This window comes from Salimicrobium humidisoli (assembly GCF_002295105.1).
Lineage (GTDB): Bacteria > Bacillota > Bacilli > Bacillales > Halobacillaceae > Salimicrobium > Salimicrobium humidisoli.
The window spans coordinates 23,596-45,038 of record NZ_NSGH01000013.1; the positions used below are offsets into that span (position 1 = coordinate 23,596).

Sequence of the window (21,443 nt, forward strand, 5' to 3'; positions counted from 1 at the left end):
GGAAGAAATGATGAATTTGGAATCCACGGTTACATTATCAAATGGAGTGAAAATCCCTCAGCTGGGTCTGGGTGTTTACAAAGTGGAGCAGGAAGATGCGAAAGAAACTGTTTCCACAGCTCTTGACCTCGGATATCGCCATATCGACACTGCCTCTTTTTATGGAAATGAAAGGGAAGTGGGGAGTGCTATCGCAGAGTCGGACATACCGAGAGAAGAAATTTTTGTAACGACGAAGGTGTGGAACGATGAGCAGGGTTACGCAGAAACGATTAAAGCTTTTGAGCGCAGCCTTGATAAATTACAGACGGATTATGTCGATTTATACCTCATTCACTGGCCGGTTCCCGGTAAATTTCAGGATACGTGGAAAGCTCTTGAAGACCTTTATAACCAGGGACGTGCGAGAGCGATAGGCGTCTGTAATTTTCAGGAACATCACCTGGAAAAACTGCTGGAGACAGCGGAAGTAATGCCGGTCGTCGACCAGGTGGAATTCCACCCGCGCCTTTACCAGAAAGGCCTGCTTGACTTCTGTTCTGAAAAAGATATAAAGCTGGAAGCATGGGCTCCTCTCGGTAGAGCCAGATATTTGGATTCTCCCGTACTGCAATCACTGGCGGAGAAGCATAATAAAACGCCTGCTCAGATTATTATCCGCTGGGGGCTTCAGCACGGAATCATCACTATTCCGAAGTCCACCAGACGCAAACGTCAAAAAGAGAACGCCGACGTTTTCGATTTTGAACTAAGTCCCGAAGATATAAATGAAATTGACGAAATGGACCGGAATGAACGTCAGGGGAAACATCCGGATGAATTTCCATATGACTGACGTTCCCTGAACCACATAGCGGTTATACAGGACGCGTGGATCGAGATGAAATCGATCTGCGCGTCTGTTTTTGTAGCAAAAGACGAAAAATTTCCCGGGGAATATCCGGAAATGTTCAAAAGATGACTTCAGTGATAAAATTAACGTAAGAATCGAGGTGAGCCCGTGAGCTGGAGAGACGACGAGCAGATGGATGAAGATCTGAAAGAGGACCTGGATGAAGAAGAAATGGCAGAACTGATGGAAGAAGAAAATTCCTACCCCCGCAGGGACCGTACAGAAAAAAGGAAAAAAAGGAACCCTTTCTCGAAGTGGCTGATTATATTGATAGCTTTTTTCATGTTTTTAAGTGTAATCAGTGCCATCCCCCGTACGTTTTCCATCCCGGCTATAGACTTCCTTATTACTTCGGCCAAGTTATACACTGATGAAGACGTTCGTCAATACAAAGAATCTGTGGTAGTGGTGGAAGCGGGGGAAAAGAAAGGAACGGGCTTCTCTTACACGTCCGACGGGGAAATACTTACTAATCATCACGTCATAGAAGGGGAAAAAAGAATCTCGGTTTCCTTTGAAGAAGAAGGTCTTTATTCAGCGGAGGTCGTAGAAAAATATGAAAAAATAGACCTCGCTGTTTTGAAAGTATCAGGTAAGAGCCTGCCTCATCTCGAACTTGCGGACCGGGCCCAGTTTCAGGGGAACCCGCCTATCCGATTTATCGGAAACCCGCTGCGGTTCATAAGGATTGCGAATGAAGGGGAAATCATAGGGATGAAAGAACTTGAGGGGTGGGAAGAGAAAGTGCTGGTGCTGGATGCCCCTGTATACCGGGGGAATTCCGGGAGCCCGGTTATCAATGAGGAAGGGAAAGTCACAGGAATCGTATTTGCAACGTTGCAGACGGACGACCATGGGAAAGTGGGCCTGGCAGTCCCGGTGGATCATTTTCATGAAGTGAACAGATAATAATCATTATTGTCTGCAACAAAATTTTAAAAAAATGTAATCAGTGTGTTCTCGCTTACACCCCCGTCGTTTAGTAAAATAGTTTCATCAAGTTGTGAATCGCACGACTTAGTAACGAATATATGTTTGTTAAATTGATGAAACAATTCTAATAAAAATGCTGCCACTGTATTGGTGGTTGTAATGAAAACATTTAACAGCCGGGGGTGAAGAAGGTTGAGCGTACATCTGTTTATGAATAAAGAGTCTGCCCTGGAGACACAGGTGACTGCGGCCCAGTTCGGGGATGAGGAGATGAGACACGAATTAATCTCCAAATATCAACCTTTCGTTGCTAAATGTGTCTCGGAAGTATGCAAGAAATATATCAGTCCTTCCCGGGACGATGAATTCAGCATAGGGCTTATAGCATTCAATGATGCAATCGATTCCTATGTCATAGATAAAGGTGCTGCTTTCCTTTCCTTTGCAAAGCTGGTCATCAAACGGAGGGTAATCGATTACATCCGTCAGCAGACCTCCCCTATAATTATGACTTCTATAAATAATCTGAATGACCAGGAAGAAAAAACGGAAAGCCCTGCTGAAGTTCAGATTTCCAGAGAGAAATTCGAAGTGGAAACGGAAGCGTGGTACCGGAGAACGGAAATCGAAGAATTTCAGCAGCAGCTCCGTCATTTCCGCCTGTCTTTTAAGGAACTGACAGAAGCTGCCCCAAGGCACAGAGATGCAAGAGAATCTGCCCTCAAAGTAGCGCATATAGTTTTTCATAACGAGGAGTTACGTACTAAAGTATTAAGTAAAGGTCGTTTGCCGATCAAAGAATTGAGTGACAAAGTCACTGTAAGTAAAAAGACGTTAGAGCGGAATCGCAAGTATATTATTTCTCTTGTGCTTATACTGTCAGGTGACTACGTATATCTGAAAGATTATCTGAAGGGGGTAGATGTGTGAAGAAGGGAGTAGTCCTTGAACATAAAGTACGTTCGACTATTGTGCTCACCAGCGAAGGTGAGTTTGTAAAAGCCCGGAAAATCCCTGATGCAGAAGTAGGAGAAGAAGCTTTTTACGAAAAGAAGCCCGGCTTTTCATTCAACTGGATGCCTCCTAAAAAGTTCAGTGCTTTTGCGATTGTTCTGGCCTTTCTTCTCGCTTTCGTACCTGCTTATTTATGGTATGGAAATGATAAAACCTACGCTTACGTGAATATAGACATTAATCCGAGTTTCGAGGCGAAGATAAATCGGGAGCTTGAGGTTATCTCGTTGGAAGCTGCTGATGACGAAGCTCGGGTCATCATAAAAAACATGGAAGAATGGGAAGGAAAGAAACTGGCTGCCGTAACTTCAGAGTTATGTGAAGCTGTCAATGGTGACGGTACTTCCGAAGAAGAAAATGTACTTTTAGGTATTTCTTATTTAGCGGGGAAGGAAGAGCTGGATATCAGTAAAAAAGTAAAGCAATTTCTCGCTCAGGAAGAGGAAGCTTACGAGGCTGCTGTTTATACTGTTCCGTACAAGTGGAAGGAAGAAGCCGAAAAAGTCGGGAAGACTGTGAATTCTTTAGTTAATGAACGAATTACCGCAAGTGAAGAGGTTACTGAGATTGAAGATGATGTGAAAGATTTGATTCGGGTGTTTTTCGAGTCGAAGAAAGATTAAGCAGCTGTAGAGATGTTTCTCTGGAAGACGATTCGTATCGATGCATTAATACGTTCGTTATAATAGGAAAGAAGTAAAGAAGCAGCCAATAGAAGCAGTGTAATACTGCTTCTGCTGACTGCTTCTTTTGTTTAAGGACCGGATGCATATACACTTACGGTCTTGGATAGTCCTGGGCTAATGGATGGATATGCATTTCGTCCACCTGCATATGTTTCGGGGCAGAAGCCATGTGCAGTAGTCCTGCAGCTACATCATCAGCTTTCAACCAGTCTTTTTTCTCCGGATCACCTTCTGTACCTCCGGCAAAATTCGTGTCCGTCATGCCGGGGTTAATCGTCCCGACCCGTATACCAAAAGGTTTTAATTCCTGAGCGACGGATCCCATAAAGCCCTGCACGGCATATTTGGTGGCAGTATACAATGACCCGTTCTCCGGTATCGAATAACGGGAGACATCGGAAGCTACAGTCAGAATGGTACCTGATTGCTGTTTCTTCATTTGTGGGATGACAGATTTAGTAGCGAGGAATACGCCCTGTACGTTCACCTCGAACATTTTTTTCCATTCTTCGAGCGTGATATCCTCCAGAGCCTGAAATTTTCCCACACCGGCATTGTTGATGAGGACGTCTACACGACCATACGTATTGATGGTGGAGTGGATGATCTGTTCCATCGCACCTTCCCTGGTGACATCGCTTACGAGAGCAATTACGTCATTGAAGCCGGCCTCTTCAAGAGATTTCTTCGTATCATATATATCTTCGGAGCTTCCGGTTACAGTGAGCCGCGCTCCGGCTTTGGCGAAATGGAAAGCTGCGGCCCGGCCTATACCGCGTGAAGCACCAGTGATTACAACGATTTCATTCTTCATATAAAGCTCCTCCTCTGCAGGTTGTAAGTTTGGATAGATGATGACCAGTTGAAGTGTCGCTTCACCTGGTTACGCTACTATTATTTTCGTCATTTTCCGGAAAAGAATCAACCCCTGACTGCTCCCCCGGTAAAAGAGGGGATTCTTCCCTCCTATTTAACAGAATATCATATGATTGGAAATAACATGTTCAATTTCTTGAAAGAATAGCGTTCAGGTAAAGAAAGTTTTTTTCCTCCTGTGCTATAATGAATAAAGTTTGAACTGTAGGGAGAGATTCGCTTTGGCTATGAAAGAGAGGACCTGGTTAAGGCTGACGGTCGGTGGCATTTTTTTATTGGCATTTTTAATATTGCTGAGTATCGTCACTATGGAAACGGCTTCTGTGCAGAGAGTGTATGTTACCTTAAGTGAAGTGACGGGGGTAATGACTCTTGTTACGGCAGTTACTGCTGTAACAAAAGATGAGCGGAGAAAATGGATATTCATAGGAACTGCTTCTTTTCTTGTCACCTGGGCAATGCTTGCTGTTGCGTATGAAATCGGTCTTGGTGAAGATTCATCCGCCGGCTGGCTGTGGTTTTTTCTGTATTACGTAATAGCCCTGGTTACTATAATTATTCTGAAAAAAAGTGTACGGGAAACGCCGGGGAAAGAGCTGCTTTTCCCTGTTACTTTGCTTTTCTTTGCAGGAATCCAGCTTGTGTACGTTTTTACTGTACATATCTTTTGGAATCTTCCCTTCTGAGCAGGGGAACAACGAACAGATAAGACGATATGGACGGGTCCTCGTGGATCGTCCCTAAAGATTGACAGGAGGTTTATATATGAGTTTATACGATTGGATTCTGACAGGAAAAGAGTTCGTGGATAAGAATGACCTGAGTTATCCCTTCGAAGAAAGAGGCCTTCAGTTCGGTGATGGAGTGTACGAAGTTATCCGGATTTATGAGGGGGAATACTATCTTATCGACGAGCATGTTGAACGTCTTTACCGTTCTGCAGCAGCAATCAAAATAGACGTACCTTTTCAGAAACAGGAATTATACGCTCACTTGCATGAACTTCTGAATAAAAACAGTGTACGTAATGATGCAACGATGTATCTCCAGCTTACGAGAGGTTCAGCACCGAGGGACCACGCATTCCCCCTTAACACCGAAGCTAATCTGTATGCGTACGTGAAAGATTTCGCCCGCGACACTGACTCGCTGGAAGAAGGCGCCTCTGCCATTACCATGGAAGATATACGGTGGGAATGGTGTTATATAAAAAGCCTGAATCTGCTTCCGAACGTTCTCGCCAAGCAGAACGCCAAGGAACTGGGCGCAAAAGAAGCGATTCTTCATAAAGACGGAATGGTGACGGAAGGAAGTTCCTCAAATATTTACCTGGTGCGGGAAGGGAAGGTATATACCCACCCCGCAACGAAACGGATCCTGGGCGGATGCGTGCGCATGAAAATAGAGGAATTCTGCAAGGAAGCGGACATTCCGTTTATAGAAGAAGCTTTCCGGATAGAAGACTTCAAAGGCGCGGACGAGGTATTTATGACGAGCAGTACTTCGGAGGTGCAGCCCCTGACTAAGGTTGATGAGGTGACGATCGGCGATGGCCGGCCTGGTCCGGTAACGAGGAAGCTGCAGGCATCTTATGAAAAAGATGCGGGAATTACGGGAACGGCAGCGATTTTTTCAGGAGAATAATACTTTCAGAAAAGGCGGGAACACAATGAGTTATCATTCTATAGAAGTTTCAAAGGAACAGCTTCGGACAATGGTGGCTTCCATGTTTCTTTCCACATGGATAGTCAATTATCCGAGACAGGAACTGAACGAAGAGTTCGAAGATGTACGGAATCTTGTGCTGGCTGAATACTACAAAGATTCCATGCAGGAAGAAGTGGAATACCAGCCCCATGCGGACGTTTATGAACTGAATCAGGAAACGGAAAATACGTGGATGGAACGCTACGTGCAGGAATACGATGAACATAGTTTCTGGGATCAGCTTATTGAAAAACTGAGCCAGAAAGAAATGATCGATGCCTTTGGGGAGGAGATTATGAATCGCCCGCTGAAGGAAGAAGAAGTGGAAAAACAATTAGAAATAGAAGCGAAAGTGGAAGAGAAACTGGAGAAGAACGGGTTGTGGGCTTTAACGTGGGAAGATTGATGACATAAAGTCCGACGAAGCGGGTGACAAAGATGTGAAAAAATTCTTTTTACCCGCCCTACTTTCGTGTAGAATATATTTTGGTCCCGAATCTTATTTTTGCTGCAACGCACTGAAAGAACGGTTTCAAACTTATCGTACGAAAGATGAATAAGTTCACATACTATAATTACAGGAGGTAATTTTATGAAAAAAGGATTTTTATTATTCCTATTGATGGGAACGCTTTCTCTTGTACTGGCTGCTTGTGGCGGCGGTACTTCGAGTAACGACGAAGGAAGTTCCGATAACGGTGAAGGCGGCGAAGGCGGAGATACAGAGTTCGTGCAGATCCTCACAGGCGGAACGCAGGGTACATATTACCCGCTTGGAGGAGCATTTGCGAATATCCTGACCAGTGAAATAGATAATCTGGAAGCGAACGCTACGTCTACAGGAGCTTCTGTAGAAAATATGAAATCCATGCGTGACGGCGACGGCCAGCTCGCCTTCACTCAGACAGACATCGCTTCTTACGCAAAGAACGGAGAAGTTATGTTTGATGAAAAGATTGAAAATCTTCAGGCAATCGGAACTCTTTACCCTGAAACTATCCAAATCGTAACGACGGCTGATACAGGAATAGAATCAGTGGAAGACCTTGAAGGCAAAGTGGTTTCCGTAGGGGCGGTCGGATCCGGAACGCATGCGAACGCAGAGAACATTCTGGACATTCACGGTCTTTCGATTGAAGACGATATCGAAGCCCGCGACCTTGCTTTCGACGACTCTACGTCCGGAATCCAGGATGGGACGATTGACGCGGCATTCATTACATCCGGTACACCGACGGGTGCCGTAGAGAGTCTGGCGGCTACTTCCGATGTCAACATCGTTCCTGTGGAAGAAGATAAAGTCAAAGAACTGATTGACGAGTACGGATACTATGCTCAGGACGAAATTCCTGAAGGTACTTACGGACTTGAAAAAGCGGTAAGTACGGTAGCCGTTCAGGCTATGCTTGTAACTGATTCCAACTTAAGCGAAGATCTCGTCTATAATATGACGAAAGCTATTTTCGAAAACACGGATCAGGTTCAGCATGCCAAAGGGGAGCAGATTACTGCCGAGAGTGCTCAGGAAGGTGTAGGTATCGATCTTCACCCCGGAGCGAAAAAATATTTTGATGAACAGTAAGAAAAGCCTATAGCAGAGAAAAGGAAAGGGACTGTCAGACAGGATACTGTCCGGTACAGTCCCTTTTCGTCTCTGACAAGAGGACTGGGATACTATGAAAAAATGGATAGTCGCAGTGCTGACTGTCTTGGCAGTCGGTATCCTGCTGGCCTGGATATTCATTCCTTGCCGCTACGTGCTTACTGTAACTACGATGCCCGGGGAAGAAAGAGTATATTTTTTGCCTGTATCCGAAAACGATCATTTTCAGCTTCAATTCATCCACTCTGTTCACTTGTCCAGGGTGGTGGAAGAGTATGAAATGAAAGGCCGTTCTTTAAAGCCTGTCCGGCTTATATATGAGGACACGGCGGTCGGCATGCCTTCCAATGCAGGGGAGGGGGAGTCGTTTGAAATGAAGAACGGGAAATATTACATCACAAATCTTCAGGGTTCGCATTCCAGTTTAGACCTGAACATAGGTCAGGTGAAGGCGGAACATACTATTAACTATCATGATAATTCTTATTTACTTAAAGATTCCATTGAGGCTGGGAGCTGGGTGCGTATCGCCCCTGCATATGTCTCTAATCTGGAATTGTGGAGAGGAGTGAAGCTGCAATGAGTGAAACTAACGAATCAGTGGAAAAACAGAAAGAAGTTATGGAGAAATATGACCCCGAGTCCGGCGTCCGGGAACTCACCGGAAAGATAGCTAAAATAGTATTTATTTTACTGCTTTCTTTTTCCGTATTTCAGTTGCTTACATCGACCGTCTACCAGGTCCAGGCTCAGATTCTCCGTTCCGTACACGTAGGCTTCGGTCTTGTACTGATTTTTCTATTATATCCCGCTACTAAGAAGAACAGAAATAAAGGTAAAATTGCGTGGTACGATATAGGTCTCGCCATTCTCGGAGGCGGAGTAGGTTTATACTGGCCGCTGTTTTATGAAGATATCGTCCTCCGGGCCGGCGACATGACCCAGCTTGATTTTTACGTGGGAGCTTTGGCGATAGTGCTCGTACTTGAAGCTACAAGGAGAGCCGTAGGTATACCAATTACGGTTATCGCGGCACTTTTCCTCGCTTACGCGTACTGGGGTCGCCAGATGCCGAGTTTTCTCGTACACAGGGGCGTGGACCTCGATAATCTCGTGCAGTCCATGTTCTTTACTACCGAGGGGATTCTCGGTACACCAATCGCCGTCTCCTCCACGTTCATCTTTCTGTTCCTGTTGTTCGGGGCTTTCCTCGTCAAGACGGGAGTGGGGCAGTATTTCAATGACCTGGCTGTTGCTCTGGCAGGTAAAAGAACGGGGGGACCTGCGAAAGTTGCGATTTTCTCCAGTGCCCTCCAGGGGACAATAAGCGGAAGTTCCGTTGCGAACGTGGTTACGTCCGGGTCTTTCACTATCCCGATGATGAAAAAACTCGGATACCGCCGGGAATTTGCCGGGGGAGTGGAAGCGGCAGCTTCTACAGGGGGACAGCTCATGCCTCCGATTATGGGTGCAGCGGCTTTCCTTATGATCGAATTTATCGGAATCGACTACTGGTCGATTGCCAAAGCGGCTCTCATACCAGCGATTCTGTATTTTACCGGTATCTGGATTATGACCCACTTCGAAGCTAAAAGAACGGGTCTGAGCGGTTTGCCGGATGAAGATATTCCGGATAAAAAAGAAGTTCTGAAAAAACTTTACCTGCTACTGCCGATTGTGGCTATCGTCGTCTTTCTGGCAAGCGGGGTAAGTGTTATGCGTTCCGCCCTTTACGGCATACTGACTGTCATACTGGTAGGTCTGCTGCGGGAGGAGAAATTCAGGAAGGTGTACGTCGCTACCTTTGCCGCAGGCTTTGTCGGTTTCGGCATTTACGGCCTTCTGCAGGGCGGATTCTCCGTCCTTGACTCCATTATTGCCGGCACGCTCGTAACGATTATAGTGAGCTACCTTTTCGACGGGAATCTTATGGATACGATTGAGGCTCTCGTAAGTGGTGCCAGAACGGCTCTTGGGGTCGTGGCAGCTACGGCGGCGGCAGGTATTATCGTAGGAGTGGTAACGAAGACGGGACTTGGGCTGAAGCTCGCCAACAGCCTTGTCGCTCTTGCGGACGGTCAGATTCTGATTACGCTTTTCTTTACGATGATTGCCGCCATTATACTCGGTATGGGCTCGCCGACGACGGCTAACTATGTCATCACCTCCACGATTGCAGCTCCGGCTGTCATTCTTCTCGGGGTGCAGGATCTGGCAGCTCACCTGTTCGTTTTCTACTTCGGCATTATAGCGGATATCACTCCGCCTGTAGCGCTTGCGGCGTTCGCAGCTTCCGGTGTTGCGTCTTCCGAACCGATACGAACCGGGCTGAACGCGGCGAAACTTGCCATCGCCGCCTTCATCATCCCGTACATGTTCGTACTTTCACCGGAACTGTTGATGATCGATACGAACGTCGGGGAAGTCTCATGGATTCTGTTCACAGCCATAACCGGAATGATGGCTATAGGCGCCGGACTGGTCGGATACTGGTTCAGAAAAGTGGAATGGTATGAACGGATACCGGCAGTTCTCGGAGGACTCACACTCATTTACCCGGAACTTTGGAGCGACATTATCGGATTGAGCATATTTGCTATCCTCCTTGCTCTTCAATTCCTGGTTAAAAAAGACGGACTTGGCGTACCGGTTGTGAAAACGACCCGTCAGGACGCTTGAACGTAAGCAGGTGAAATGAAACAGAAAAAGCAAGAGGCGACAGAAATTATTCTGCGTTTCTTGCTTTTTGTGCATCGGACCATAGAAAAGCGACGGGTCGTGCCAGAGGGAAAGTCCATTGGATAAGAGGACCGAGCAGGAAGACGACCATTACAGTGCCGATTCCGACCGGGCCGCCGAGTAAATATCCGGTGAGGGCCATAGCCCCTTCCATCAGATTACGAACGACCCCTTTGGACTGGTTCGTTCGATTGTTCATCACCATCATGAAATGGTCCAGCGGGATTCTCGGAAACGGTGTGCGTAAGTAAAAGGAGATTCCTACGGCCGTGGCAAGGATACCAAGTGCAAAGATACCGGCCTGCGAGTACCAGGCGTCGGGGTTTACGTTTTCCAAAGTTCCATAAAGGAAAAAGTCCAGTGTGCGTCCACGGATAATACTCGGTATCAGGGACTCATATTGAGGACGTTTCTTTTCCAGAATCGCATTGACGATGAGCAGAATTGTGAATGCGATAATCATAAACGTTCCAACAGTGACGGGGGTATGATACGATAAACCTACAGCTATGCTGTCGCCGGGACCGGCCCCGAGATTCGATTTAATTATGAGGGCAAGACCGAGACTCGAGACGAGCAGACCGGCCGAATATATGAGAGCTAAAAACAAGTAGACCATAGAAGACTCCTTTAACATAAGCTGATAATAGCATACTTATTTGAAGGAAGATTGTAAAGAAAAGAGGGAAAAACTGTGAAATTCATTATTATTACAGGGGACTCGAAAGGCCTTGGAGAAGCAGTGGCAAAACGGTGGATGGAAGACGGGGTGTCGGTGATCGGCATTTCACGTACGTATAACGGAACGTTAAAAGAAACCGCCGACAGTTGCGGTGTCTCTTATCGTCATTACGAATGTGATCTTACAGATGAAGCGGCTACGAATAATACGCTTGCAGCAGTCCACAATTATCTGCAGAGAGAGGATGTGGAAACACTTACGCTTCTTAATAATGCAGGGATGGTGGGGCCGATTGAAAAAGTCGGAGCCCTCGATATACCGGCCGTAGATCGTCATATACGTTTGAATGTCTCCGTACCTGTTCTGCTTGCCAATTATATTCTCGGATTAGCGAACGAGTGGGAAGTGCCTCTGACACTGGTGAACATCACCTCAGGGGCTGCCGGAAAGACGACGGAAGGCTGGAGCGTGTACAGTGCCGGAAAAGCCGCTATTGATCGTTTTACTGCCGTTACGGCCAAAGAACAGGAACAGAAGAGTCATATGATCCTCGCCTACAGTCCCGGAGTAATGGATACGGATATGCAGGAAGAAATACGTTCTGCATCCGAGGACTCATTTAAAGATGTAGAAAAGTTCCGGGAACTGAAAGAAAAGGGGGAGTTGACTTCTCCGGAACGGGTGGCTGAAGTTCTCCGCAATCTCCTTAGGGAGGAAACGGTACAAAACGGCGAAGTCTATAAACTGTATGATTACATTGATAAATATTAAAATGAGTTCAAAGAAATAATAAAACAGAGACAAAAGACCGGACACTGGATTGTCCGGTCTTTTGTCTCTGTTACTTCCGCAATGATAAAAGAACATGGTACAGCTTCTCCGACACTCACAGCCTGCCGGGATCAGGAAGACCTGAATGCTTTCTTTTCTTCCTGCCGGGCGAGCTGTTTTTTATCTATATGGTTATTTTTCAGGAACATATAGAACGAAGCGCTGAATATAATGACGTAGCCGATGACGCTCCACAATGTAGGAATCTGTCCGAACAGTACAATGCTGAGCAGGGCGGAATATACCACAGTGGAATAGAAGAATATAGAAATTTCACTGGCCGGGGCGAATTTGTAGGCCAGCGTAACTCCGAATTGGCCTACCGTTGCGAATGCGCCGGCAAGTAAAAGAAAAATCCACTGTTGTACACTCATCGGTTCGTAAAAGAATATTGTAAAAGGGAGAAGCAGCACGGTAGTAAAGAAGGAGAAGTAGAAGACTACCGTATAATGTTTCTCCTTATTTCCGAGTACCCGCAGCATAGTATAAGCTCCGGCAGCAAAAACCGCTCCCAGCACCCCGATAATGTAAGGAAGGACCTGGACAGAAAACTCCGGCTGGATGATGAACAGCGTTCCCAGAAAAGCGATGATAATAGAAACAATCTGATACCTCCGTGCATGTTCCTTAAGAAAGATGCCGGAGAAAATAATAAGAATGAACGGACTCAGTTTGTTCAGCATTTCCGCATCGGAAAGGACGAGATTATCGATAGCGTAGAAATTCATTACAATCCCTACTGCTCCAAGTGAGGAGCGGGAAAGAAGCAGTTTCTGGTTCTCCCGCTTTCCGAAAATCCTGTCTTTGTGCTTGAGCACGAATCCAAGTGTTATGGCAGCTGCCACTATATTTCGGAAGAAAGCTTTCTGCACAGTGGGGAGGTCCCCGGACAGTTTAACGAAAGCCCCCATCATAGAAAAACCGAGCGCTGATATAAGCAGTAACAATATCCCTTTATTCCGGTCAGACATAACTCTTCCTCCTCTTTCCTTAACCCTTTCCAAAAAATTCACTTTCCCTATCCTATTATAAATAGAAGAGGAAAGGAAGAGATTTGCTTTAAGGATGTCAGTCTCTGTTTACGAAAGAAGGAAGGACTTTATGCTTCATTATTTTCCAACCTGCCAAGGCATACACAACGAAGCTCAGCAACCCGAAAAGAAAGGCTATTACGGGGTTCTGCATTACCGGTACCTTCCACATGAGGAGAAGTACCGGAATGGTAAATACTGCTGTCAGTATCAGCAGAAGCAGGTTGGTGAACCGGTGCTGAAATACTTCTTCTTCACTCTCCCATGCGAGTTTCGGTTCGTTCATGTCCAGAGCTGTAGCGATAATGGATATTGATAAGATCAGCACATAGGAAAGAACCAGCCAACCGGACCAGAGCGGCAAAGGTAAAGAGAACACAAATCCGATGGTCAAAGCGAACAGAGTGAATGCTGAGGCAGGAATAATGAAAGCCACCAGCAGTTTACTTTTTAAAAGTTCGGTGAACGGGATCGGAAAAGACCGTAACTCATAAAGAGTTCTTCCTTCCCTTGAGAAAGAACTGGTACCTGCTGTACCCGAAGCTCCGATAAGAGCCGAAAAAGCGAGCAGGAGAGGCAGGATGACGTTGGTCTCCAGTCCGGTTGCCCCTTCTGTCCAGGAGGAAAAAGAACTGCCGCCGTCGACAAATGGAAAGACGAGCAATAATAGTGGAGCAAAGAACTGATGACCGAGAATCTGGGTAACGTAAACAGGAGTACGCACAATCGTTTTGATGTCTCTGCGTGCGAGTGAGTGGAACATACTTTTCCTTCGGGCAACATTTCGTTTGGAAGAAGAGGAACGCACCCCTCCACTCAGGCCGCGAACCCCTTTAAAATAGAGCGTATCACTGAAATAAAGAAATAAGAACGTCCCTGAAGCCGTCATGATAAGGAGGCCGGTAAGAGCAAGAATGCCGCTTACGCTGAAGGGGGAAGCGAGTGCCATGGCGGCAAGCTTTGCGTTCGGTACCCAGCCCGTCAGTGTGGCAAGGAGTTCACCGTCACCGATTACGGCAGGAAAACTGTTGCCGTCGTCCCCTGGAGCATCCTGTCTGACAAGCACGTTAACGGCCAGAATGAGTACAAAAGAAAGCAGACCTCCGATCGCTTTAGCCCGGTCCTTATATCTCGATATGTTAATGAAACGCATGACGAACATGAGTAAAGAGCTCACGAGCAGAAACGGGAGGATCGGAAATATCATCCATATAATAAAAGCGTAAAGGAAAAACAGAAGACCACTTTCTGCCTGCAGCATGTACATAAGCAGAAAAGGACCAGTTATGACAGTATTCCATACATAACCCCGCAGCAGTGGGGAAGCGGATTTCCCTATAATAATTTGAGAAGGCCTCAACGGCAATGAGAGGTATCCCTCTATGCTGTCTGAAAGATAAAATGTATTTATCGCCGGTACGAAAGTGGCGATAATAAGGAGGCCGGTGGCAACGAGGAAAATCAGCCCCAGCAGTGCCGGCTCATTCCCGGAGACGGAAAGGATTGAGAACGCCTCCTTAAACAGAGTGTACGAAAGGTTGTAAATGAGTACAGCTATCGGTATAGCAAGTACGAAAAGGAGCACTTGGAGAGCACTGCCCTTTTCTTTTCGAAAGAATTCCATTTTAACGATGATATTCATAAGGAGATAAGCTTTATGCATCGTTCGTCAGCTCCAGAAATAGACTTTCCAGGTTTCTTCCTTCCTGGAATTCCTGCCTCATATCACTCATTTCCCCCTGAAAGCGCAGGCTCCCCTCATCGATGATGGCCACTTCGTCACACAGCTGTTCCACGACTTCGAGTACGTGAGAGGAGAAAAAGACGATTTTTCCTGCATCCGCCTGTTCTCTCATAAGCTCTTTCAGGACATTCGCCGATTTCGGATCCAGTCCTGTGAGCGGCTCATCAAGAATCCATACATCCGGCTGGTGAATAAGCACTCCTAGCAGCACAATCTTCTGTCTCATTCCATGGGAATAAGTGTGGAGCTTATCCTCCAGAGCCTCGTTCAGCTGAAGGAGCGAGGCATAGCGGGCGAGTCGCTCTTCCCTTACTTCTTCCGGGACATCATAAATGTCGGCTATGAATTCCAGGTACTCTCTTCCTTTTAACCGCAGAAAGGAGTCGGACGTATCCGGGACGTAACCGAATTCCCGCTTAGCTTCGAGCGCGTCTTTCTCAATATCTTTTCCGTTTATGGAAATACTCCCCGCGTCTACAGGAAGTATCCCGGTGATCATTTTAATCGTGGTGGATTTGCCGGCCCCGTTCGGTCCGAGGAACCCGAAGATCTTCCCTGGAGTCACCTTTAAATCGAGATTATGTACAGCCGTTTTCCCGGCATATCGTTTAGTTACATTGTGTAATTCAAGCACGGAAAGCTCCTTTCTTTTTTACTGTAATACGAATTCAGGGTGTGACGGTTTCAATTCGAGTGCTGATATTATAATATAAGTAATGGAATAATTGTTCAAAACATAAAATGACGGATCGATACAGGAGAAAGGATGGAAAAGATGATTAAACGGAAAAGTAAAAGAGAAATCGAAAAGATGAAAGAAGCAGGAGAGCTTCTCGCTTCTGTCCACAAAGAATTGCGCTCCTTCATCAAACCGGGTGTAACTACGATGGAAATCGAGCAGTTTGTGGAACGCTACCTGGAAAAGCATGGAGCCACCGGAGAACAAAAAGGCTACCAGGGTTATGAGTACACGACCTGTGCAAGTATCAATGACGAAATTTGTCACGGTTTTCCCAGAAAGGAAAAACTGGAAGAAGGGGACATCGTTACGGTGGACATGGTTGTCAAACTGAACGGATTCCTCGCTGACTCGGCGTGGACTCATCCCGTAGGCGAAATCAGCGAGGAAGCACGGAAACTTATGGATGTATCCAAAACGTCCCTGTATAAAGGGATAGAAGCGGCCCAGGTCGGCAACCGCGTCGGAGATATCGGCCACGCTATCCAGTCTTATGCGGAAGGGGAAGGATATTCCGTAGTCCGGGAGTTTACGGGCCACGGTATCGGAGAAACTATACACGAAGATCCTTATATACCGCACTTCGGTGAAGCGGGTAAAGGAGCCCGTCTGAAAGATGGTATGGTGATTACCATTGAACCGATGATCAACGTCGGCGACTGGCAGAGCAAAATGGATGATAACCAGTGGACCGCAAGAACGGTCGACGGGTCACTATCGGCGCAATATGAACACACTATCGCCATTACAAAAGAAGGACCGGTCATTCTTACGGCCCAGGAAGATGAGTAGTTCCCGGGTTCGGGGGGAGACACAAAGCGTACAGGGAGGACCTGTACGCTTTTATTATTCCAATAAAAAAAAGAAAACTGCTTCAGCAGCAGTTATTTTTGGACCCTGGAGGCCTGAGGGCCCCGGCGTCCTTCCTCTATTTCGAATGTAACCGGCTGTCCCTGCTTCAACGTTTTATACCCTTCTTCGTCAATCGCAGAAAAATGGACAAAAACCTCTTCGTTCCCGTCTTCAGTTTCGATAAAACCGAACCCTCTGTCATCGCTGAACCACTTTACGCGTCCTTTGATCATGACAAGCCCCCTTTATTCCGCTGAATTGTATTCAGTTTACCACTTTATGAGTATAAAAGGAATGCGGCCTTTCATTATTTTACAAAAACATAAAAAACGGAAGCCCCCCTGTCAGGAGACTTCCATTTTTGCTTCAGACTTTTTTGACAGGGTTTTGCCGGTGAAACCCGAAATAATTGTAAGAAGCGGGGAGAGGAGACAGAAAAAAGCGAACGGCAGATACTCAAGGACCGGTACGCCAAGCACCCCGGCCATAAATACTCCGCAGACACTCCAGGGAACGAGAGGATTGATCACCGTACCGGCGTCCTCCAGGGTACGGGATAGATTCTTTCTGGCAAGGCCGACTCTGTCATACACGTCCTGAAACGCTTCTCCGGTCAGCAGAATCGAAAGGTACTGTTCTCCGACCGTAACGTTGATTCCGATAGCTGTAAAAGCAGTGGCGATCGTAGCTGAACGCACGGACTGCAGCCCTTTCTGCGCACTTTGGAGAATGCTCGGTATTATCCCCGTAGTGAAGAGAAGACCGCCCAGAGCAAGGGCAAGGATGACGATGGAGATGGTGAAGAACATCCCGTTCATGCCGCCTCTTGAGAGCATATCCGTCAGCCCTTCGTTCTGTGTTTCAATCTCAAAACCGCTAAACCAGGAACTGAGTACTGCCCCCCACTCCATCGTTCCCCGTAAGCCTGCAATGATGGTGGCTGTAATACTCGTAACCGAAAGAGAAACGAAAGCCGGACGTTTGGTAACAGTGAACAGAACGAGCACAGCGAGAGGAATCCAGGAACTCCAGTGGATCAGGCCGGTACTTAACAGACCTTCTTCAAACGGAGATAAAGTGGTTCCGCGGCTGCTTCCCGGAGAAAGAAAAGCAAAAAGGATAAAAGTGATGATGAACGCCGGTACAGTAGTCCACATCATGTTTTTTATGTGATCGAACAGATCGACTTTCACTACGGTGGAGGACAGGTTGGTCGTATCGGACAGGGGAGACATCTTGTCTCCGAAAAATGCCCCCGAGACGATGGCACCGGCCATAACTGCCAAAGAAAGGTCAGTGGTCTGTGCAGCTCCCATAAACGCTACTCCGACCGTAGCGGCTGTAGTGAACGAGCTGCCGAGAGCCACTCCTGTAAAGGCGGTGATGGTAAATACTAAAGCGTAGATGAACGGACCGCCTGTCAAAGAGAAGGCGACACTCATTAGAGCAGGAATAGTTCCGCTCGCCATCCAGCTGGCTATCAAAATCCCGATAACGAAAAAGAGCAATACAGCCGGCATTCCGGATTGGGCTCCCTGTACCATCCCATGCTGTAATTGATCGAAGCGGAATTTTCTCATTGTACCGTAGGCTAAAAGAATAAGAATCCCTATGAGAATGGGAGTGTGTGGAGTACTTTCCAGACTTATAATGAAAAAACTGATGACTGAAATTATAAAAAGAAGGACAATGACGGACTCGGTCAGACCCGGTAATTTTTTAGGCTGTAAGTATAACACTGAAAAAACCTCCTGATGATTGATCGTTTGCTTTTATGCTTAGACGCTTTTGTGTATTGAAGTGTATGAATTTACTATAGAGCAGGTGCGAAGCTGTGTCAACGAAGGAGGAAGAAAATGAGGGAAAGCAAGAATCACTCTAACTATTCACCCCGGATATAATGTATAATATTAGAAAATATTACTGAAATGGAGGGATGATGTGGCGGAGGTTAGTGAAAGAATCAACATTTCCGGCAGAGGAAAAATGTTCAGAAAAGGTTTCGTCGCCGGATCACCGATCATTTTTGGATACATACCTATTGCCCTTACTTACGGGGTGCTTGCTTATCAGTCGGGCCTTACTCTTTTTGAACTGACGTTCATGAGCGCGGCTGTGTTTGCCGGAGCTGCGCAATTTCTCGGAGTTTCGATGGTAGCTGCGGGGGTAAGCGCTGCAGAAATTATTATAGCCGTGTTCGTATTGAACTTCCGCCATTTTGTTATGAGTCTTTCTTTTGTAAACCAGATGAAAGCTCATGCGAAGAAGCGGAAACTTCCCCTTACATTATTTTTGACCGATGAAACATTTGCTCTTTCTTCCATTCATAAGAAAGAGGCGAAAGAACCTCACGCGTTCTGGTTTTACGGTGGAGTAATGATGGCTGCGTACAGCGCCTGGGTACTTGGTTCCCTCGCCGGGGGTCTTCTCGGCAATGTCATGCCGAAAGCACTCAGTGACAGCATGGGAATCGCTCTTTACGCTATGTTTATCGGGCTCCTCGTACCTTCATTGAAGACATCCATAGCCGTCGGAGGTATAGCCGGGGCAGCCATGATTATCAACAGTACAGCTCAGTGGGCAGGGCTCACTGCCGGGTGGTCCATCGTCATAGGGACGATTCTTGGAGGACTGCTCGGTGTATTTCTCCTGCCTGATGAAGAGGAGGAAGAAGAATGATCCTTTGGATGATTTTAGGAATGAGTGTCGTTACCCTGGTGCCAAGGTTCGCTCCGGTATTCATCATGGATAGACTTGACCTGCCTCCGTGGGGGAGAAGATGGCTTGCAGCTATACCCTACGCAGCCCTCGGAGCACTTATTATCCCTGGAATATTCACGGTGATAGACGGCAAGCCCTGGGCAGGCATGGCCGGCGGGGCGGCAGCTGTTCTTGCAGCCTGGCTGCGTGCCCCTATAATGGTCACGGTGCTGATTGCAATTATAACGGTACTTTTAATCAGCCATCTTTAAACGTGATATGGTTCCGTATGAATATGAGCGTAAGAAATGTGATGATTCTTTTCGAGAAGTATTTCTATCTCATCCGTAATATCATGGGCTTTCTGGACGGTGATGTCCGGAGATACGAGAATGATTACGTCGACGAGCGTTTCGTTACCCTGGAGCCGGGCTTTCACGTCAGCCACCTTCTTCACTTCGGGGTGGGACGAGATAGTCGATTTGATTTCATGAAGCTCATCTTCATCGAACCCGTCCGTTAACAGGTGCGTGGCGTCCGTGAAAATATCCCACGACGTTTTTAAAATAACGACGCCGACGATGACAGCTGCAGCTGGATCCATCCAGAGCATGCCGGACATCGTACCGAAAATACCAACTGCGGCTCCGATACTCACAAGAGCGTCCGACCGGTTGTCCTGGGCTGCGGCGTATAAAGCCCGGCTGCTCACCTGACGTGACAGTCGGAGGTTAAAACGGTACACACCGTACATAATGACCGCGCCTGCGACCGCTGTCCACCCTGTAAGCAGGGACGGCTCTCCAAACTGACGATTGACGATCGTTTCACCTGCCCCGAAAAGTACTTGAATACCGATAGTAGCCATAATGAAGGCAGCAATCAGTGAAGAAATGGTTTCAGCCCTGGAGTGGCCGTAGTGGTGATCGCTGTCCGGAGGTTTCCGGGAGATGCGCAGGCCGATCAGCACAGCCAATGAGGCGATGATGTCCGTTGTATTATTTAATCCGTCTGCCCGTAAGGCATCGGACGATCCGATCTGTGCTATGATCAGTTTCGATATCGATAATACGATATACGCGATAATGCTGACCCAGGCACCTGTTTCTCCTTTTTTCCACTGGTTGTTTTCCATCGATTATCTCTCTCCTTACCATCCTTCTATCATAGCAAATATACCATATGCAGGCGAACAGTATTAAAGAAAGAAGAAGAGACGAAATTGAAGCAATATTGCCAACAGGATAGAATTTCTGGAAGAAAAGCAGTGTGTGATGAAAAGGCTTTTCGTCTAAATAGTTTTAAATTGAGATAATCCGGTTATTGTAAGTAGTGTGGTCGGAACAGTGCGTGGCCCGTCCACGGTACTGACACCGACGAAAATATTGCTGGGAGGTATTATTTTTATGGCAATTAAGCTGGCTGTTATTTACTACAGTTCCACAGGTACAAACTATCAGATGGCTAAGTGGGCGAAGGAGGAAGCTGAGAAAGAAGGAGCGGAAGTTAAGCTCGTGCGTGCTCCTGAACTTGCTCCTATGGCTGCTATTGAAAAGAACCCTGCCTGGAAAGAACATTACGAAGCTACGAAAGATGTAGTCCCTGAAGCGAAAGTGGAAGATCTGGAATGGGCAGATGCGTTTGTTTTCAGTTCACCGACACGTTTCGGAAGCGTACCTGCACAACTGAAACAATTCTTTGATATGGCAGGTGGCCTATGGGCTCAAGGAAAACTTGTCAACAAAGTGGCGACAGCCATGTCTTCCGCTCAAAACCCTCACGGAGGTCAGGAAGCGACCATTCTGAACATTTATACCACTATGTATCACTGGGGAGCCATCGTCGTACCTACAGGTTACTCGGACGATACGATTTTCGCCGCAGGCGGAAACCCGTATGGAACAAGTGTAAGTGTAGACGGCGAAGGCAATATGAAAGAAGATGTTGAAGGAGCAGTACGCCACCAGGCTAAACGTACCGTGCAGATTGCAGAAAAAATAAAACAGTAAAATAACCAGACAGGGCCGGCAGGAAAAAATTTCTGCCGGCCTTTTTATGTTTCAAAATAGAGGAAGCGGGTATATTATAATTAAATATTCAGAAAATTGTTGCTAAATCATCTTTTATCTTGCATAATGGAAAAAAGGATTGAGGGGGTAATCTCATGAGGAAGCAAAAGAGTGTATACGTTCTTCGACGGTTCCCGGCATACAAAGGAAAAAATATTACTGCAAAACGAGAGTTGTCCTACGGTATTAAGCTGGCTTCCCGGTTATTTCTGGACCAGATGGTATATGAATTCAACAAAAACCGCCTGGATGCCGCTATAAACGAAGCTATCGACAATGATGACAGAGCTGCTTTCGAGCGACTATCCGTACATTATCAGCCCTACACCTGGGAATAACATAAGT

24 protein-coding genes are annotated in these 21,443 nt (G+C 46.7%); 16 read left to right on the forward strand and 8 right to left on the reverse strand.

The genetic code is table 11. The features are described from left to right. Positions 1 to 10 precede the first annotated feature (10 nt). From CKW00_RS09145 to CKW00_RS09160, 4 genes are all read left to right on the forward strand, one after another. Positions 11 to 835, forward strand: coding sequence for an aldo/keto reductase (locus tag CKW00_RS09145; RefSeq protein WP_095822324.1), 825 nt, complete (start codon positions 11 to 13; stop codon positions 833 to 835). Between the two features lie 165 nt (positions 836 to 1,000). Continuing rightward, positions 1,001 to 1,801: a S1C family serine protease gene (locus CKW00_RS09150; protein ID WP_332889061.1), complete on the forward strand. Its 801-nt coding sequence runs from the start codon at positions 1,001 to 1,003 to the stop codon at positions 1,799 to 1,801. A gap of 234 nt (positions 1,802 to 2,035) precedes the next feature. Further along, a complete protein-coding gene (gene sigI, locus CKW00_RS09155) occupies positions 2,036 to 2,755 on the forward strand; it encodes an RNA polymerase sigma-I factor (protein ID WP_233129760.1) in 720 nt (239 codons plus the stop codon). Beyond that, positions 2,752 to 3,462 carry an anti-sigma factor domain-containing protein gene (locus CKW00_RS09160; protein ID WP_158221303.1) on the forward strand — a complete coding sequence of 237 codons (711 nt, stop codon included), beginning with the start codon at positions 2,752 to 2,754 and terminating at the stop codon, positions 3,460 to 3,462. Before sigI ends, CKW00_RS09160 begins: the two co-directional genes overlap by 4 nt. 154 nt (positions 3,463 to 3,616) lie before the next feature. Here the strand turns inward: CKW00_RS09160 and CKW00_RS09165 are convergent, their stop codons facing one another. Continuing rightward, entirely contained in the window at positions 3,617 to 4,339 is a 723-nt protein-coding gene (locus tag CKW00_RS09165; RefSeq protein ID WP_008592202.1) for an SDR family oxidoreductase, read from the reverse strand. A gap of 283 nt (positions 4,340 to 4,622) precedes the next feature. On the opposite strand from CKW00_RS09165, the gene CKW00_RS09170 reads away from it, so the two are divergent. From CKW00_RS09170 to CKW00_RS09195, 6 genes are all read left to right on the forward strand, one after another. Continuing rightward, positions 4,623 to 5,087: a hypothetical protein gene (locus CKW00_RS09170; RefSeq protein ID WP_095822327.1), complete on the forward strand. Its 465-nt coding sequence runs from the start codon at positions 4,623 to 4,625 to the stop codon at positions 5,085 to 5,087. Positions 5,088 to 5,166: 79 nt separating this feature from the next. Beyond that, positions 5,167 to 6,045: a D-amino-acid transaminase gene (dat, locus tag CKW00_RS09175; RefSeq protein WP_095822328.1), complete on the forward strand. Its 879-nt coding sequence runs from the start codon at positions 5,167 to 5,169 to the stop codon at positions 6,043 to 6,045. Positions 6,046 to 6,070: 25 nt separating this feature from the next. Continuing rightward, positions 6,071 to 6,514: a hypothetical protein gene (locus CKW00_RS09180; protein WP_143544242.1), complete on the forward strand. Its 444-nt coding sequence runs from the start codon at positions 6,071 to 6,073 to the stop codon at positions 6,512 to 6,514. 186 nt (positions 6,515 to 6,700) lie between these two features. Continuing rightward, entirely contained in the window at positions 6,701 to 7,690 is a 990-nt protein-coding gene (locus CKW00_RS09185) for a TAXI family TRAP transporter solute-binding subunit (protein WP_095822330.1), read from the forward strand. Between the two features lie 94 nt (positions 7,691 to 7,784). Continuing rightward, a complete protein-coding gene (locus tag CKW00_RS09190) occupies positions 7,785 to 8,294 on the forward strand; it encodes a DUF1850 domain-containing protein (RefSeq protein ID WP_095822331.1) in 510 nt (169 codons plus the stop codon). Then, complete coding sequence (locus tag CKW00_RS09195; protein WP_095822332.1) at positions 8,291 to 10,390, forward strand: TRAP transporter permease; 2,100 nt, start codon at positions 8,291 to 8,293, stop codon at positions 10,388 to 10,390. The genes CKW00_RS09190 and CKW00_RS09195 overlap by 4 nt, the downstream gene beginning before the upstream one ends. A gap of 46 nt (positions 10,391 to 10,436) precedes the next feature. Here the strand turns inward: CKW00_RS09195 and CKW00_RS09200 are convergent, their stop codons facing one another. Further along, positions 10,437 to 11,069, reverse strand: a complete 633-nt coding sequence (locus CKW00_RS09200) for a YczE/YyaS/YitT family protein (protein ID WP_095822333.1) — start codon at positions 11,067 to 11,069, stop codon at positions 10,437 to 10,439. A gap of 75 nt (positions 11,070 to 11,144) precedes the next feature. On the opposite strand from CKW00_RS09200, the gene CKW00_RS09205 reads away from it, so the two are divergent. Beyond that, the gene (locus CKW00_RS09205) at positions 11,145 to 11,903 is read left to right on the forward strand and encodes an SDR family NAD(P)-dependent oxidoreductase (protein ID WP_095822334.1); all 759 of its coding nucleotides are present in this window, start codon (positions 11,145 to 11,147) and stop codon (positions 11,901 to 11,903) included. Between the two features lie 131 nt (positions 11,904 to 12,034). On the opposite strand, the gene CKW00_RS09210 is transcribed toward CKW00_RS09205, so the two are convergent. The 3 genes from CKW00_RS09210 to CKW00_RS09220 form a co-directional block, all read right to left on the reverse strand. Next, positions 12,035 to 12,934: a DMT family transporter gene (locus CKW00_RS09210; RefSeq protein ID WP_095822335.1), complete on the reverse strand. Its 900-nt coding sequence runs from the start codon at positions 12,932 to 12,934 to the stop codon at positions 12,035 to 12,037. Positions 12,935 to 13,031: 97 nt separating this feature from the next. After that, complete coding sequence (locus CKW00_RS09215) at positions 13,032 to 14,657, reverse strand: putative ABC transporter permease subunit (RefSeq protein WP_095822336.1); 1,626 nt, start codon at positions 14,655 to 14,657, stop codon at positions 13,032 to 13,034. Then, on the reverse strand, positions 14,650 to 15,372 hold the full coding sequence (locus CKW00_RS09220; protein ID WP_095822337.1) for an ABC transporter ATP-binding protein: 723 nt from the start codon (positions 15,370 to 15,372) through the stop codon (positions 14,650 to 14,652). Before CKW00_RS09220 ends, CKW00_RS09215 begins: the two co-directional genes overlap by 8 nt. 141 nt (positions 15,373 to 15,513) lie before the next feature. Between CKW00_RS09220 and map the strand changes: the two genes are divergently transcribed. Beyond that, on the forward strand, positions 15,514 to 16,269 hold the full coding sequence (gene map, locus CKW00_RS09225; protein ID WP_095822358.1) for a type I methionyl aminopeptidase: 756 nt from the start codon (positions 15,514 to 15,516) through the stop codon (positions 16,267 to 16,269). Positions 16,270 to 16,361: 92 nt separating this feature from the next. Here map and CKW00_RS09230 read toward each other — a convergent pair whose 3' ends face one another. Together CKW00_RS09230 and nhaC are read right to left on the reverse strand one after the other, a co-directional pair. After that, positions 16,362 to 16,562 carry a cold-shock protein gene (locus tag CKW00_RS09230; RefSeq protein WP_008592224.1) on the reverse strand — a complete coding sequence of 67 codons (201 nt, stop codon included), beginning with the start codon at positions 16,560 to 16,562 and terminating at the stop codon, positions 16,362 to 16,364. 111 nt (positions 16,563 to 16,673) lie between these two features. Then, positions 16,674 to 18,068, reverse strand: coding sequence for a Na+/H+ antiporter NhaC (gene nhaC / locus CKW00_RS09235; protein ID WP_095822338.1), 1,395 nt, complete (start codon positions 18,066 to 18,068; stop codon positions 16,674 to 16,676). Positions 18,069 to 18,270: 202 nt separating this feature from the next. On the opposite strand from nhaC, the gene CKW00_RS09240 reads away from it, so the two are divergent. After that, positions 18,271 to 19,008 (forward strand): AzlC family ABC transporter permease, encoded by a 738-nt coding sequence (locus CKW00_RS09240; RefSeq protein WP_095822339.1) that lies wholly within the window; start codon positions 18,271 to 18,273, stop codon positions 19,006 to 19,008. Next, a complete protein-coding gene (locus CKW00_RS09245) occupies positions 19,005 to 19,301 on the forward strand; it encodes an AzlD domain-containing protein (RefSeq protein ID WP_095822340.1) in 297 nt (98 codons plus the stop codon). Before CKW00_RS09240 ends, CKW00_RS09245 begins: the two co-directional genes overlap by 4 nt. On the opposite strand, the gene CKW00_RS09250 is transcribed toward CKW00_RS09245, so the two are convergent. Beyond that, positions 19,298 to 20,164: a cation diffusion facilitator family transporter gene (locus CKW00_RS09250; protein WP_095822341.1), complete on the reverse strand. Its 867-nt coding sequence runs from the start codon at positions 20,162 to 20,164 to the stop codon at positions 19,298 to 19,300. The genes CKW00_RS09245 and CKW00_RS09250 overlap by 4 nt on opposite strands. A gap of 271 nt (positions 20,165 to 20,435) precedes the next feature. Here CKW00_RS09250 and wrbA point away from each other — a divergent pair, with 271 nt between their 5' ends. Together wrbA and CKW00_RS09260 are read left to right on the forward strand one after the other, a co-directional pair. Next, positions 20,436 to 21,038 (forward strand): NAD(P)H:quinone oxidoreductase, encoded by a 603-nt coding sequence (wrbA, locus tag CKW00_RS09255; protein WP_076569035.1) that lies wholly within the window; start codon positions 20,436 to 20,438, stop codon positions 21,036 to 21,038. Between the two features lie 155 nt (positions 21,039 to 21,193). Continuing rightward, entirely contained in the window at positions 21,194 to 21,436 is a 243-nt protein-coding gene (locus tag CKW00_RS09260) for an IDEAL domain-containing protein (RefSeq protein ID WP_076569037.1), read from the forward strand. Positions 21,437 to 21,443: the final 7 nt, after the last annotated feature.

What these genes read in the sequence shown, in the direction of transcription:
- CKW00_RS09145 (WP_095822324.1), top strand. Translation starts at nt 11, where the DNA reads ATGAATTTGGAATCCACGGTTACATTATCAAATGGAGTGAAAATCCCT.
- CKW00_RS09250 (WP_095822341.1), bottom strand. Translation starts at nt 20,164, where the DNA reads ATGGAAAACAACCAGTGGAAAAAAGGAGAAACAGGTGCCTGGGTCAGC.
- CKW00_RS09190 (WP_095822331.1), top strand. Translation starts at nt 7,785, where the DNA reads ATGAAAAAATGGATAGTCGCAGTGCTGACTGTCTTGGCAGTCGGTATC.
- CKW00_RS09230 (WP_008592224.1), bottom strand. Translation starts at nt 16,562, where the DNA reads ATGATCAAAGGACGCGTAAAGTGGTTCAGCGATGACAGAGGGTTCGGT.
- wrbA (WP_076569035.1), top strand. Translation starts at nt 20,436, where the DNA reads ATGGCAATTAAGCTGGCTGTTATTTACTACAGTTCCACAGGTACAAAC.
- CKW00_RS09245 (WP_095822340.1), top strand. Translation starts at nt 19,005, where the DNA reads ATGATCCTTTGGATGATTTTAGGAATGAGTGTCGTTACCCTGGTGCCA.
- CKW00_RS09215 (WP_095822336.1), bottom strand. Translation starts at nt 14,657, where the DNA reads ATGCATAAAGCTTATCTCCTTATGAATATCATCGTTAAAATGGAATTC.
- CKW00_RS09210 (WP_095822335.1), bottom strand. Translation starts at nt 12,934, where the DNA reads ATGTCTGACCGGAATAAAGGGATATTGTTACTGCTTATATCAGCGCTC.
- CKW00_RS09180 (WP_143544242.1), top strand. Translation starts at nt 6,071, where the DNA reads ATGAGTTATCATTCTATAGAAGTTTCAAAGGAACAGCTTCGGACAATG.
- map (WP_095822358.1), top strand. Translation starts at nt 15,514, where the DNA reads ATGATTAAACGGAAAAGTAAAAGAGAAATCGAAAAGATGAAAGAAGCA.
- CKW00_RS09195 (WP_095822332.1), top strand. Translation starts at nt 8,291, where the DNA reads ATGAGTGAAACTAACGAATCAGTGGAAAAACAGAAAGAAGTTATGGAG.
- sigI (WP_233129760.1), top strand. Translation starts at nt 2,036, where the DNA reads ATGAATAAAGAGTCTGCCCTGGAGACACAGGTGACTGCGGCCCAGTTC.
- CKW00_RS09185 (WP_095822330.1), top strand. Translation starts at nt 6,701, where the DNA reads ATGAAAAAAGGATTTTTATTATTCCTATTGATGGGAACGCTTTCTCTT.
- CKW00_RS09165 (WP_008592202.1), bottom strand. Translation starts at nt 4,339, where the DNA reads ATGAAGAATGAAATCGTTGTAATCACTGGTGCTTCACGCGGTATAGGC.
- CKW00_RS09200 (WP_095822333.1), bottom strand. Translation starts at nt 11,069, where the DNA reads ATGGTCTACTTGTTTTTAGCTCTCATATATTCGGCCGGTCTGCTCGTC.
- CKW00_RS09260 (WP_076569037.1), top strand. Translation starts at nt 21,194, where the DNA reads ATGAGGAAGCAAAAGAGTGTATACGTTCTTCGACGGTTCCCGGCATAC.
- dat (WP_095822328.1), top strand. Translation starts at nt 5,167, where the DNA reads ATGAGTTTATACGATTGGATTCTGACAGGAAAAGAGTTCGTGGATAAG.